Raw genomic sequence first — 13169 nt, 5'->3', positions numbered from 1 at the left:
ACGCGCGAAGACCGGAGATGTCGAATCGATCGTGCGGATGCTGGCCGACGACCAACTCGGCGCGACCCGCGAATCGACCGACGACCTGGGGCCCTACCTGCGGGCCTTCGCGGATTTGGACGGTGACCCGAACCAGCTCCTGATGGTCGCCGACGACGGGACGGGGGCGGTCGGGACGTTCCAGCTGACGATCATCCCGGGGTTGTCGCACCAGGGGGCTTCCAGGGGGCTGATCGAGGGTGTCCGGGTGGCGGGGAGCCAGCGCGGGACCGGGCTGGGGACCTTGCTGATGCAGTGGGCGATCGAGGAGTCGCGGCGGCGGGGATGCCGGATCGTGCAGTTGACTTCCAATTCTTCTCGGGCCGACGCGCATCGGTTTTACGAGCGGCTGGGGTTCGCGGGGACCCATACGGGGTTCAAGTTGGTTCTATAATTTTTTCGGGGCGCGGTAAGGGTTTCAGCCGTACCTGCGGCGCACGGCTGCTCATGCCCTGAAGGTGCCCCTCACGGCACGAGATGCCCCGAAGGGCACCTTCAGGGCATGCCGGGACGTTCATCGCCACGGCCGGGCCGCTCACGCTCCACCGGCACGTCATGACGTTCCCCGAACATCCGGCGCCCGCGGCTGTGGATCTACCAGCCGGAGCCGGGGAAGACCGTGGCGGGCCTCTCGCCGCGTCAGGCGGTGGCGGCGATCTTCGCGCTGCCGAGCACCAGGTCGCCCTCGGTATCGGGGCGGTAGAGCACGACGACCTGGCCCGGTGCCACGCCGCGCAACGGCTCGCGGAGCTGGACGCGCACCTCGTCGCCGATGACCTCGGCCACCGCGTCCGCGATACCGCCGTGGGCGCGGACCTGCACCGCGCATTCCGTCGGGCCCTCCGGGGCCACCTCGCTGGGCCAGATCGGGCGGTTCGCGACGATCTCGCGGACCCCGAGGTGATCGGCGGAGCCGACCTTGACCGTGCCCGAGACCGGTTCGAGCGAGAGCACGTACCGCGGCTTGCCGTCGGCGGCCGGTGCCTCGATGCCGAGGCCCTTGCGCTGGCCGACGGTGAAGCCGTGGACGCCGGTGTGCTGGCCGAGCACGGCGCCGGTTTCGGCGTCGACCAGCTCGCCGGGGTGCTGGCCGAGCCTCGACTCGAGGAACTTCTTGGTGTCGCCGTCCGGGATGAAGCAGATGTCGTGGCTGTCCGGCTTGTTCGCCACCGAGAGCCCGCGCTCCTCCGCCTCGGCGCGCACCTCGGTCTTCCACGAGTCACCGAGCGGGAACATCGAGTGGCGCAACTGCTCCGGCGTCAGCGAGGCGAGCACATAGGACTGGTCCTTGCCCTCGTCGGCGCTGCGGCGCAGCTCCGGCACACCGTCCACAATGGATAGACGAGCGTAGTGGCCGGTGGCCACCGCGTCGAAGCCGAGCGCCATCGCCTTGTCCAGCAGGGCCTCGAACTTGATCTTCTCGTTGCAGGTGACGCACGGGTTGGGCGTGCGGCCGGCGGCGTACTCGCCGACGAAGGTCTCCACGACCTCCTCGGTGAACCGCTCGGCGAAGTCCCAGATGTAGAACGGGATGCCCATGATGTCGGCGGCACGGCGGGCGTCGTGCGAGTCCTCGATCGTGCAGCAGCCGCGCGAACCCGTGCGCAGCGTGCCCGGCTTGGCCGACAGCGCCAGGTGGACGCCGACGACCTCGTGCCCGGCATCGACCGCCCTCGCGGCGGCCACCGCGGAGTCGACTCCCCCGCTCATCGCGGCCAGTACGCGCATATCGGCTACACCTCAGCCCTGTCTCGATCGGGTTCGGTCAGTTTCGGACCCTGTTTCCTCATCCCGGAAAGCCCGGCCTGGCGCGCCCTCGCCACCACCGTGCCGATCTCCCCGGCGAGCGCGGCCACATCGGCGGCGGTCGAGGTGTGCCCGAGTGAAAACCGCAGCGAACCGCGCGCCGACGCCGCGTCGGCGCCCATCGCGAGCAGCACGTGGCTCGGCTGCGCCACGCCTGCCGTGCAGGCCGAGCCGGTGGAGCACTCGATGCCCTTCGCGTCGAGCAGCATCAACAGGCTGTCGCCGGCGCAGCCGGGGAAGGTGAAGTGCGCGATGGTGGGCAGCCGGTCGCCGCCCGCGCCGTTGAGCAGCGCGTCCGGCACCTCGCGCCGGACCGCGGCGACCAGGTCGTCCCGCAGCGCGGAAAGTTCGCGTGCCTTCTCTTCGCGCTCGTCGACGCTGGTGCGCACCGCGGCGGCGAAGGCGTGGATCGCGGGGACGTCGAGGGTGCCGGACCGGACGTCCCGCTCCTGCCCGCCGCCGTGCAGCAGCGGCATGCACGGGGTGTCCCTGCCGAGCAGGAGCGCGCCGACGCCGTACGGGCCGCCGATCTTGTGGCCGGTGAGGGTGAGCGCGCCGACACCGCTCGCCGCGAAGTCCACCGGCACCGAGCCGACGGCCTGCACCGCGTCGCTGTGCATCGGGATGCCGTGCTCGGCGCAGACCGCGGCCAGCTCCCGCACCGGGTTGACCGTGCCGACCTCGTTGTTCGCCCACATCACGGTGACCAACGCCACACTGCCGGGATCCGCTTCGACGGCCGCGCGCAGCACCTCCGGGCGGACCGCGCCGTCGTGGTCGACCTCGAGCCAGGTGACCTCGGCGCCTTCGTGCGCCACGAGCCATTCGACGGTGTCGAGCACCGCGTGGTGCTCGACCGCACCGGCCAGCACCCTGCGGCGCGCCGGGTCGGCCTGCCGCCGCGCCCAGTAGATGCCCTTCACCGCGAGGTTGTCGCTTTCCGTGCCACCGCTGGTGAAAATGACCTCCGACGGCCGCGCGCCGAGCGCGGAGGCGACCGTCTCCCTCGCCTCCTCGGCGACGCGCCGCGCGCGCCTGCCGGAGGAATGCAAGGAGGAGGCGTTGCCCACGGTGGACATCGCCTCGGTCATCGCCGCAATGGCTTGCGGCGACATCGGGGTGGTCGCCGCGTGGTCGAGATAGGTCATCGCCCGTCCAGGGTAGCCCCGTGCCCGCCGGGGGGAAGCGTGCCCTCACCGTGACGTGTGCGGGCACACGCCGTGGTCACCGCCGGTCCACCCGGTCCGGCCACCGCCCGGTGACCAGCACCCCGACCAGCGCGGCCGCCACCAGCGCGACGGCGAACGCGGTCATCGGCACCGCGGGGCGCGCGGCCGAGCCGAGCAGGCCGAGCAGCACGCCGCCGAAGCCGATGGCCAGCGCGGAGCCGACCCAGTCGCCGAGCTGCATCGCGGAGGTGTTGAACCCGCGTTCGGGCTCGGGCGAGTACCGCAGGAGCAGCACCGAGATCGACGGCATCGCCAGGCCCATTCCCGCGCCGCCGATGGCACTGCCCGCGAACGCGGCCCACGCCGGGAACCACGGCTGTGAAACGAGGCAGAACAACGCGAGCGCCGCCGAAACCAGCACGAAACCGAGGCGCAGCAACCGTTCCCGCGACCAGTCCGGGTACTGGCCCTGCGCCAGCGACGCCGCCGACCACCCCAGCGCGGTGACCGTGAGCGGCAGGCCCGCGTCCGCCGGGCCGTACCCGTGCACGGAGGTCATGGTCAGCGGGAGGTAGGCCTCCATGCCCGCGTAGGCACCGGAGATCAGCGCCCTGGAGGCGACCACCGTCGGCAGTCCCGGCCGTGCCAGGAGCGTGCCGGCGGGCAGCAGGCGGCGCAGCGTCACGCCGAGGACGACGAGCCCGGCGGCGCCGTACACGAGGGCGACCGCGGACGGGTGCTGCGCCGCCCAGGTGAGCGCGGCGACCCCGCCCGCGGCACCCAGCGCGATCACCAGTCCCGCCCGGCGTTGCCGAGGGCTCGGCAAGTGCGCGGGGAGCCGTCGCACGACCACGGCCAGCAGGCCGGCGCCGAGCAGGACGAGCGGGGACAGCCCGAGGAAGACCCAGCGCCAGCCGAAGCGCTCGGTGATGAACCCCGCGATCGCGGGCCCGAGCACGGCGGGCAGCACCCACGCCGCCGCGTTCGCCGCGTAGATCACCGGCCGTTCGCGGTCGTCGTAGGTCAGCGCGATCAGCAGGGACGTCGCCACCAGCAGGATCCCGGCGCCGAAGCCCTGCAGCGCGCGCCCGGCCAGCAGCAGGCCCATCTCGTGCGCGAACCCGCCGACCAGCAGGCCGCCGAGGAACAGCACCGGCCCGATGAGCAGCGCGGGCCCCGGGCCGCGCCGGTCGCCGAGCGTCCCGGAAAGCACGGTCGCCACCACGCTCGCGACGAGGAACGTGGTGAACGGCCACGAATACAGCGCTTCCCCGCGCAGTGCGGCGACCATCGTCGGCATCGCGGTCGCGACGCCCATGCTCTCGAACGCGATCAGGGTGACCACGAGCAGCAGCGCCACCGTCGTGACGCGGTGCTCCGGCGTCCACAGCACGCCACGGCCGCGAGCCTGCGAGGTCTGGGTCATGGTCGCAGCGTGCAACCTCCAGCGCTGTGGAGGTCAACCGCTTTTTCCGTACCGCGCGGTGAATTCGCGCCTGCCCTCCCGCTGCCCCGGTGGCGGGAGGCATGCTCCTCATAGAGGTCAAGGCAGATTCGCTGCGCATGCCCCAAAGGCGCCCCTGAGGGAACCTGACACCGCGAAAGCGCCCCGCACGGCACGGCCGCCCCCACGTCACGCGCCACGAAGGACGAGATCGCGGCGTCAGATTCCCCGAAGGCGCCCTTGAGGGCATGGGCCGGGATCTCGCGCCTCTTCTCGCTTCCACGCCGATGCCCCGCAGACGGCCTTCCGAGGCATGAATGTCGCGAACGCGCCCTTCGCGAGGCCCGCTCCGCTCCAGGCCACCTGCCCCAAAGGCGCCCCTGAGGAAACCTGACACCGCGAAAGCGCCCCGCAGAGCACGGCCGCCGCCAGGCCACGCGTCACGAAGGACGAGATCACGGCGTCAGAATCCCCGAAGCGCCCTTGAGGGCATGGGCCGGGATCTCGCGCCTTCTCGCATCCACGCCGATGCCCCGCAGACGGCCTTCCGAGGCATGAATGTCGCGAACGCGCCCTTCGCAAGGCCCGCTCCGCTCCAGGCCACCTGCCCCAAAGGCGCCCCTGAGGAAACCTGACACCGCGAAAGCGCCCCGCAGAGCACGGCCGCCGCCAGGCCACGCGTCACGAAGGACGAGATCACGGCGTCAGATTCCCGAGAGGTCACCTTCAGGGACCACCCGCACGCCTCCGGAAACCGCGGCCGATCTCGCCGGAACCGCCGCGGCCCATGGCCTTCGGGGGCTAGGCCGCGGTCGTCTTCTCGGCACTGATCTCCTTCGGGGCTTTCACGACCCGCTTCCGTTGCTGCGCCGGGATCCGGACCGTGCCGAGCGCGGAGTGGACGGCCGCTTCCGCGATCGCCGCGAGTTCGCGGCGATCGGCGGCACGGCCCGGCGCGATCTCGGGGCACACGAACATCTCCAGCACCAGGCCGCGCAGCCTCGCCACGCGCCGCAGTGACGCGATCAGCGACTCCGGGCCGATGAACGCGGGCTGCGAGGTCTCCCTGCCGTCGGCAAGCCGGTACCGGATCGCGATCGGGCGCACGCCCGCACCGCCGTCGATGGCGGCCTGGAAGGTCGCCGTGGTGAACCGCCCCGAAGCGAGCCCGCACCACGTGGTGCCCTCCGGCGTCACGTTGACGAGCGCGCCGCCGCGCAGTGCCTCGGCCAGTTCGGCGACGGTGCCGGGCAGGGTGGTCAGCCGTTCGCGGTCGAGGAAGATGCTGCCGCCCTTGGCGACGAGGCCGCCGAGCACCGGCCAGCCCGCGATCTCCTTCTTGGCGAGCGCGCGCATCGGGCGCACGGCGTTGATCGCCATGATGTCGAGCCACGAGATGTGGTTGTTCACCACGAGCGCGCCGCGACCCGCTTCGGCGGAGGCGAAGCCTTCGGGGTCGTGCACCAGCAGCCGCACCCCGAACGCGCGCAGCACGTTCGAGAAGATCATGCGCACCAAGCGTTCCCGCGCCTTACCGCGCAGCACCAGCATCGACGGCGCGGCCACCGTGACGGTGACGAGCACGAGCCCGATCGCCGCGGCGAACCGGAGCACCCTCCGTCCGAACGCGACGGCCGGGGCGCCCGGCGTGAGGCACGCGTCCCCGCACGGGGAAGCGGGCATCCACGGGTGGGCGGTCACAACTGGGCCCCGAGGAAGAATTTCAGGTACCGCTCGTCGATGTTCTGGAGGTCGAGCAGCACGAAGAAGTCGGCGACCCCGAAGTCCGCGTCGAGCGCGGGCGGGCCGCACGCCTTCGCGCCGAGCCGCACGTAACCCTTGATCAGCGGCGGCAGCACCGAGCGCGCCGGGCGCTCGATCCCGTCGCACTCCCACGGGTGCAGCGGCGTGACCCGTTCGGTTTCCGGGGCGTAGTGCTTGGCGCGCAGCACATCCCACACCCCGGCGGCGTAGGCACCGCCGTCGGCGAGCGGGACGGAGGCGCAGCCCGCGAGGTAGCGGTGGCCCGAAAGCAGCATGTAGCGCGCGATCCCGGCCCACACCAGGCTCACCACGGCACCGCTGCGGTGGTCGGGGTGCACGCACGAGCGGCCGGTCTCCACGAGGGAAGGGCGCAGCGCGGCCAGCGAGGAGAGGTCGAACTCGGTGTCGGAGTACAGCCCGCCGGCTTGTCTCGCCCGCTCCGGCGGGAGCATGCGGTAGGTGCCGACGATGTCGCCGCTGTTGTCGTCCCGCACCACGAGGTGGTCGCAGAACTGGTCGAATTCGTCGACGTCGAGGCCCGGCTGCTCCGAGTGCAGCCGCGCGCCCATTTCCTCGGCGAAGATCCGGTAGCGGAGTCGTTGTGCGGCAAGGATTTCATCGGCGTCGCCCGCGACGAGCAGGGAGTAGCGGGGAGCGTCCGCAGGAAGCTCCGCACCCGCCTGATCAGTGCTGACGAGTAGCTGTGACCGCGTCATGGCTTAGGTGTACCCGCCGGAAAGAAACCGCGGAGAGTGCGATCGAATGTCCGCTTGGTGCACGTTCCGTTAATAACGGGTTCTCAGCGTTTTCTCAGGTAAACCCGAGTGCGCGACGTCCTCGAGAGCGTCAGCCAAGCGATGCGCTCGCCGCTCGCAGTTCGTCCAGGGCGGCCAGGGTGTACCCGGCGAGTTCACCTTCGCCGTCGGACCATTCGGCGTACCCGCGCTTGAAGGCGAGGACGCCCAGTTCGCTCGCGAGGGCCGCGGTCGGATCGGGTACGCCGCGGGCGACCAGTGCGGCGGTCATCGCGGCCGCGAGGCTGACGCTCTTGAGGGCGTCGCGCTCCTGGAGCTCGGCGCTGGAAGCGACGGCCGCCTTCAGCCGGGGGGCGAGTTCGCGATTCATCGGCCCCATCGCGCTCGATGCCCGCTCAAGACCGGCAGCGACCGCTTCGAGCGGGCTGGCGCCGCCAGGCGCCTCGGCGATCCCCTCGGTCAGCAGCCTGCTCAGCGTCTCCTGCCCGGCCACCAGCAGCTCGCGCTTGTCGGGGAAGTGCCGGAAGAAGGTGCTCTTGGTGACCCCGGCGCGCTCGGCGATCTGCGCGACCGTCGTGGCGTCGTACCCCTGCTCGGTGAACAGGTCGACGGCCGCCATGACGAGGCGTTCGCGCGCCCCCGGTTCCCATCGGCCCATGGCCCCAGCATAATCGATGGGACTCTTGTCCCATCACTCTGCTACAGTGACGGGACAAGAGTCCCATCACTCGCGGGAGAGTTCCCATGCGCGTCTTCATCACCGGCGGCACCGGCCTGATCGGGTCCGCCGTCGTCGCCGAACTGCTCGGCAACGGCCACACCGTCCTCGCACTCACCCGCTCCGACGCGTCCGCGCTGGCCGCCGAGAAGGCGGGCGCCGAGCCGCTCCGGGGAGGACTCGCCGACCTGGACGTCCTGCGCGCCGGTGCCGCACGGGCCGACGGGGTGATCCACCTGGCCTTCAGCAACGACTTCAGCAGTGCCGACGCCGTCGCGAACGCGGTCGCCGAGGAAACGGCCGCCCTCACCGCCCTCGGCGAGGAACTCGTCGGCAGCGACCGTCCCTTCGTCACCTGCTCCGGCACACCCGCCGTGCCGGGCCGCGCCTCCACCGAGGCCGACCCGGCGTCGACCGACGGACCGGTCGGCGGCCGCAGCCGAACCGTCACGACGATCCTGGGCCTGGCCTCGCGCGGAGTCCGGACCTCGGCCGTACGCCTGCCGCGCACGGTGCACAACCAGGGGGATGGCGGGTTCGCCGGTCTCCTGACGAACATCGCGCGCCAGAGCGGGGTGTCCGGCTACCCCGGCGACGGCACGCAGCGCTGGCCCGCCGTGCACGCGCTCGACGCCGCCGTCCTGTTCCGGCTCGCGCTGGAGCGGGCGGAAGCGGGTACCGCCTGGCACGCCGTGGCCGACGAAGGCGACCAGGTGCGCGACATCGCCGCGGTCATCGGCAAGCGGCTGAGCCTGCCCGTCGAGTCCGTGCCTGCCGAAACCTACGGCCCGCTCGGCCAGATCTTCTCGGCAGACCAGCCCTCCTCCAGCGCCCACACCCGGCAGGCGCTCGGCTGGGAGCCGAAGCACCCCGGCCTTCTGGAGGATCTGGAAAACATCCAGCCCTGACACGCCGAAGGCCACCAGCACGGCGTGTGCTGGTGGCCTTCGGGAACAGCCGGGAGATCAGCCCTTGCGCTTGGCGACCTCTTCGGTCAGCTGCGGGGCGACGTTGAACAGGTCGCCCACGACGCCGAAGTCGGCGATCTCGAAGATCGGGGCCTCGGGGTCCTTGTTGACCGCGACGATCGTCTTCGAGGTCTGCATGCCAGCCCGGTGCTGGATCGCACCGGAGATGCCGAGCGCCACGTAGAGCTGCGGCGAAACGGTCTTGCCGGTCTGGCCGACCTGGAACTGCGCCGGGTAGTAGCCGGAGTCCACCGCGGCACGCGAGGCGCCGACGGCCGCACCGAGCGAGTCGGCCAGCTTCTCCACCACGTCGAACTTGTCGGCGGAACCGACGCCGCGGCCACCGGAGACGACGATCGACGCCTCGGTCAGCTCGGGGCGGTCGCCACCGGTCACCGGCTCGACACCGGTGATCTTCGCGGCCTTCGCCGGGTCGGTGGCCGGGATCTCGACGGTCTCCTCGGCCGCGGCACCCTCGGCCTGCTCGGCGTCGACCGCGCCGGGGCGCACCGAGATGACCGGGGAACCCTTGGCGGACTTCGACTTCACCGAGAAGGCGCCACCGAAGACGGACTGCTCCACCGAACCGTCGGAGTTCACCGTGACGGCGTCGGTGAGCAGACCGGAGCCGAGCCGCACGGCCAGCCTGCCCGCGATCTCCTTGCCCTCGGACGACGCGGCGACGAGCACCGCGGCCGGGGACGACTTCTCGGCCAGCGCGGCGAGCACGTCGACCTTCGGCGTCACCAGGTAGTTCGCGGCGTCGTCGCCCTCGGCGACGTACACCTTGGCCGCACCGTGCGCGGCCAGCGACTCCTTCGCCTTCGCCGCGATGCCGGTCTGGCCGACCACCACCGCGGACGGCTCGCCGAGCGAACGGGCGGCGGTGAGCAGTTCCAGCGTGACCTTCTTGACCTCGCCGTCGACATGGTCGACGAGGACGAGTACTTCAGCCATTCGTCTTTCCTCCTCGAAATCTCTGTCGGCGGGGCTCAGATGATCTTCTGCGAGACCAGGTACTCGGCGACCTTCGAGCCGCCGTCGCCCTCGTCCTCCACGCGCTCACCAGCCGTGCGCGGCGGCTTCGGGGTGGCTTCGAGCACCGAGCTCCACGCGTTGCCGAGGCCGACCTCGCCCGCGTCGATGCCGAGGTCGGCGACCGTCAGCGTCTCGACCGGTTTCTTCTTGGCGGCCATGATGCCCTTGAACGAGGGGTAGCGCGGCTCGTTGATCTTTTCGCCGACGCTCACCACTGCGGGCAGGCTCGCTTCGAGGTGGGTGATGCCGTCCTCGGTCTCCCGGTCGGCCTTGACGGTCGAGCCCTCGACCGTCAGCACCCGTACGTGGGTGAGCTGCGGCACGCCGAGCAGCTCCGCCAGGATCGCGGGGATCGCGCCACCGCGGCCGTCGGACGCTTCGTTGCCCGCGATGACCAGGTCGTAGCCCTCGACCTTGCCGACGGCGGCGGCGAGCACCTTGGCGGTGGCGATCGCGTCGGAGCCGTGCAACGCCTCGTCGGAGATGTGGATGGCCTTGTCCGCACCCATGGAAAGCGCCTTGCGGATCGCGTCGGTCGCGCGGTCCGGGCCAACCGAGATCACGGTGACCTCGCCCTCGCCCGCTTCCTTGATCTTCAGCGCTTCTTCGACGGCCTTCTCGTTGATCTCATCGAGCACGGCGTCGGCGGACTCGCGGTCGAGGGTGTGGTCACCGTCGGAGAGCTTGCGCTCCGAATAGGTGTCCGGCACCTGCTTGACCAGGACGACGATGTTGGTCATGGGTCCTCTTCGACCTCCCGTTACTGGGACGCTCCGCGCGCCCTGAATACGGCTTTACCCTGCACTACTCGCCGGTAGATTAGGGAAGTTCCGGCGAGCTGGCGCGCCGAGGTGACGCCATTCACCTGGAATCACATTTTATCGGGACCATCGTCCCAGAAGTTGTCTCGTCATCAGGTTACCCCAGGTGTGTGTTAACCCGCTTGGCGGAACCTCTGGGTACTCCTGTCGAGTGATTCGGGTTAGCCTGCGGAACTGTGCCGACCGTCGCCGTAGTCACCGACTCGACCGCCTGCCTCCCCGGCCAGCTCGTCTCCCAGTGGGGCATCTCCGTCGTCCAGGTCCAGCTCCACGTGGGGTCGAGAACCGACGACGAACACCGATTCGAACGCCCTGAGCTGGTCGAAGCCCTGCGCCACGGGACACCCGTGTCCACCTCGCCGCCCGATCCCGGCGCCTTCTTCTGGGCCTACCAGGACGCCGTTTCCCGTGGCGCGACCGCCATCGTCAGCGTGCACATCTCCGGCCGGATGTCGGCCACCGTGCGCGCCGCGCGGGAGGCCGCGAACCAGGTCAAGGTGCCCGTCCACGTGCTGGACAGCGAAACCACCGGGATGAGCCTCGGGTTCGCCGCGCTGTCCGCGGCACGGACCGCGGCCGCCGGCGCGGACCCGCGGCGGGTCATCGAGGCCGCCGAACGCCGCTACCAGGGCAGCACGGAGCTGATCTACGTGGACACCCTGGAGTACCTGCGCCGCGGCGGCCGGATCGGCGCGGCGGCGGCCGTGCTGGGCACCGCGCTGTCCATCAAGCCGCTGCTGACCGTGACCAACGGCGAGGTGGCACCACTCGCACGGGTGCCTGGCACCCGGCGCGCGCTGCAGCGGCTCACCGATCTGGCCGGCCAGCACGCCGGACGCGGGCCGGTCGACGTCGCGATGGTGCGCTTCGGCTCCGCCGACGAACGCGTCGACGAGGTCGCGAACCGGTTGCGCGCCGAGCTGCCCGACATGCGCGACAACATGATCGTCGAGGCGAGCACGATCATCGGCGCCCACGTCGGGCCCGGCGCGCTCGGCATCACCGTCTCCCCCGCCTGAGCGCCGCGGAACTCACGGCCGCCGCGGCGCGTTGGACAGACGAAACGGACATACCGTCACGAGCCCAGCACGGAGGACGACAGCCATGGCATCGCTGTTCAGCCGGATCGCCCACCTCGCGAGCAGCCCGCAGGGCAGGCGGGTGATCAATCAGGCCAAGGGTTTCGCGAACGACCCGAAGCGCCGCCAGCAGGCGAAGGACGCGCTGGCGAAGGTGCAGGAGCGCGCGAAGGGGTACCGCAAGCGCTGACACCACGCCGCCGGGGCGAGCACCCGTTTCCCCGTCGCACCGTTTTCGTCGGTGCACCACGGTAATCTTGAAATCGGGGGCTCCCCTGGCGAACGAACGGGACTTCTCGTACAGCCAGGAGCACCGCTGGGGCGAGCGCGGGTCCGCAGCGGTTCAGCGGGCGGGCGCGAACTGCCGCCGCACGGCGTCGAGATCACCCACGACGACTTCGGCCAGGTTCCGCCGTTCGTGCTGCTCGAAGTAGCGCGCGCCGATCGCGTCCGGGTCGCCCGCACCGCCACCGGCGGCGATCGCGGTCGCGATCGTCACGGTGCTCACATGCACGCCCTTCGGCGCCAGCTCGACGTGCAGCGCGTGCGCCCAGTTCCGCAGCCCGGCCATCGCGATGCCGACGTTGCCCAGCACCGGCACGGGCACGGCCGAGGAGGCGCCCGTGGTCAGCAGGATCGTCCCGCTCCCCCGCGCGAGCATCCCTGGCAGCACCGCCCCGACCGCCGCGACGGCGCCGAGCACGTGCAGGTCGAGCTGCGCCGACGCGGCCTCGACGGTGGTTTCGGCGGCGCCGGTGATCGCACCGGTCGGGCTCGGGCTGTAGACGAGCGCGTCGACGTCGCCGAATTCGCCGAGTGCCGCGGTGAGCGCGTCGCGGTCGAGGATGTCGGCGGGCAGCGCCACGGCGTCGCGCAGTTCCGACGCGAGCCCGCCGAGCCGCTCCGCGTTGCGCGCGATCAGCCCGATCCGGAAGCCCGCGCCGTCGAACGCGCGTGCCACTCCCCTCCCGAGCCCCGGCCCCGCCCCCACGACGGCAAGTTTCTTCGCCACGTGTTCCCCTTTCCCCGTCCAGTGGTTACTTTTTGTGCGTAACCACAGGGTTCGTCACCACCGGCGAACCGCACAAGACGGCACATTCCGGTGCGCCACGCACACGGGGGTAACCGATGACCACGTTCTTCCCACCGGGCACCGCGCCGACCGAGGACGCCGAACGGGCCTGCCACCAGGTGCTGAAGGTCCTGCAGCGGATCGGCGACAAGTGGAGCCTCGTGCTGATCGGACGGCTCCGGCACCGGACGATGCGCTTCGGCGAGCTGCACCGCGAGATCACCGGGATCTCGCAGCGCATGCTCACCCTGACGCTGCGGCAGCTCGAACGGGACGGGCTCGTGCGCCGCACCGTGCACGCCACCGTCCCGCCGAAGGTCGAGTACGCGCTCACCGAACTGGGCGTGACGCTGCTCGAACCCGTGCACGCGCTCGGCCTGTGGGCCGCGGAGCACCGGCGGGAGATCGAGGACAACCGCGAGCGCTACGACGCTGGCGCCGAGCGCGGGACAAGGTAGTTTCGCTGCAGTACCGCTACCACGCCAGCCCCGGGAGA

The 13169-nt window shown here is 71.2% G+C and carries 14 protein-coding genes; 5 read left to right on the top strand and 9 right to left on the bottom strand.

The window, feature by feature from the left end:
• Window positions 1–37 precede the first annotated feature (37 nt).
• Window positions 38–433: a GNAT family N-acetyltransferase gene (locus tag ABD256_RS23105; RefSeq protein WP_425546502.1), complete on the top strand. Its 396-nt coding sequence runs from the start codon at window positions 38–40 to the stop codon at window positions 431–433.
• Window positions 434–678: 245 nt separating this feature from the next.
• Here ABD256_RS23105 and mnmA read toward each other — a convergent pair whose 3' ends face one another.
• The 6 genes from mnmA to ABD256_RS23075 all read right to left on the bottom strand — a co-directional run bounded on the left by mnmA (window position 679) and on the right by ABD256_RS23075 (window position 7635).
• Window positions 679–1767, bottom strand: coding sequence for a tRNA 2-thiouridine(34) synthase MnmA (mnmA, locus tag ABD256_RS23100; RefSeq protein ID WP_344422427.1), 1089 nt, complete (start codon window positions 1765–1767; stop codon window positions 679–681).
• A 5-nt stretch (window positions 1768–1772) separates the two neighbouring features.
• Window positions 1773–2993 (bottom strand): cysteine desulfurase family protein, encoded by a 1221-nt coding sequence (locus ABD256_RS23095; RefSeq protein WP_344422423.1) that lies wholly within the window; start codon window positions 2991–2993, stop codon window positions 1773–1775.
• A 76-nt stretch (window positions 2994–3069) separates the two neighbouring features.
• Window positions 3070–4440, bottom strand: a complete 1371-nt coding sequence (locus ABD256_RS23090; protein WP_344422420.1) for an MFS transporter — start codon at window positions 4438–4440, stop codon at window positions 3070–3072.
• Between the two features lie 819 nt (window positions 4441–5259).
• Window positions 5260–6141 carry a lysophospholipid acyltransferase family protein gene (locus ABD256_RS23085; RefSeq protein WP_344422569.1) on the bottom strand — a complete coding sequence of 294 codons (882 nt, stop codon included), beginning with the start codon at window positions 6139–6141 and terminating at the stop codon, window positions 5260–5262.
• A gap of 14 nt (window positions 6142–6155) precedes the next feature.
• The gene (locus tag ABD256_RS23080; RefSeq protein WP_344422417.1) at window positions 6156–6938 is read right to left on the bottom strand and encodes a GNAT family N-acetyltransferase; all 783 of its coding nucleotides are present in this window, start codon (window positions 6936–6938) and stop codon (window positions 6156–6158) included.
• Window positions 6939–7068: 130 nt separating this feature from the next.
• Window positions 7069–7635, bottom strand: a complete 567-nt coding sequence (locus ABD256_RS23075) for a TetR/AcrR family transcriptional regulator (RefSeq protein WP_344422414.1) — start codon at window positions 7633–7635, stop codon at window positions 7069–7071.
• Between the two features lie 86 nt (window positions 7636–7721).
• Between ABD256_RS23075 and ABD256_RS23070 the strand changes: the two genes are divergently transcribed.
• Entirely contained in the window at window positions 7722–8603 is an 882-nt protein-coding gene (locus ABD256_RS23070; protein WP_344422411.1) for an SDR family oxidoreductase, read from the top strand.
• A 57-nt stretch (window positions 8604–8660) separates the two neighbouring features.
• On the opposite strand, the gene ABD256_RS23065 is transcribed toward ABD256_RS23070, so the two are convergent.
• Window positions 8661–9620 (bottom strand): electron transfer flavoprotein subunit alpha/FixB family protein, encoded by a 960-nt coding sequence (locus tag ABD256_RS23065; RefSeq protein WP_344422408.1) that lies wholly within the window; start codon window positions 9618–9620, stop codon window positions 8661–8663.
• 35 nt (window positions 9621–9655) lie between these two features.
• Window positions 9656–10441, bottom strand: coding sequence for an electron transfer flavoprotein subunit beta/FixA family protein (locus ABD256_RS23060; RefSeq protein WP_344422405.1), 786 nt, complete (start codon window positions 10439–10441; stop codon window positions 9656–9658).
• A gap of 257 nt (window positions 10442–10698) precedes the next feature.
• Here ABD256_RS23060 and ABD256_RS23055 point away from each other — a divergent pair, with 257 nt between their 5' ends.
• Both ABD256_RS23055 and ABD256_RS23050 read left to right on the top strand, forming a co-directional pair.
• Entirely contained in the window at window positions 10699–11541 is an 843-nt protein-coding gene (locus ABD256_RS23055) for a DegV family protein (RefSeq protein WP_344422402.1), read from the top strand.
• A gap of 85 nt (window positions 11542–11626) precedes the next feature.
• A complete protein-coding gene (locus ABD256_RS23050; protein WP_344422399.1) occupies window positions 11627–11791 on the top strand; it encodes a hypothetical protein in 165 nt (54 codons plus the stop codon).
• A gap of 153 nt (window positions 11792–11944) precedes the next feature.
• Here the strand turns inward: ABD256_RS23050 and ABD256_RS23045 are convergent, their stop codons facing one another.
• Complete coding sequence (locus ABD256_RS23045; RefSeq protein ID WP_344422396.1) at window positions 11945–12613, bottom strand: SDR family NAD(P)-dependent oxidoreductase; 669 nt, start codon at window positions 12611–12613, stop codon at window positions 11945–11947.
• A gap of 116 nt (window positions 12614–12729) precedes the next feature.
• Here ABD256_RS23045 and ABD256_RS23040 point away from each other — a divergent pair, with 116 nt between their 5' ends.
• Entirely contained in the window at window positions 12730–13131 is a 402-nt protein-coding gene (locus ABD256_RS23040) for a winged helix-turn-helix transcriptional regulator (protein ID WP_344422393.1), read from the top strand.
• Window positions 13132–13169: the final 38 nt, after the last annotated feature.

Source organism: Amycolatopsis minnesotensis (genome assembly GCF_039529815.1).
In the GTDB taxonomy this organism is placed as follows: Bacteria; Actinomycetota; Actinomycetes; order Mycobacteriales; family Pseudonocardiaceae; genus Amycolatopsis; species Amycolatopsis minnesotensis.
The sequence above is the reverse complement of the archived record's forward strand: the minus strand, read 5'-3'. Positions and strand labels throughout refer to the sequence as shown.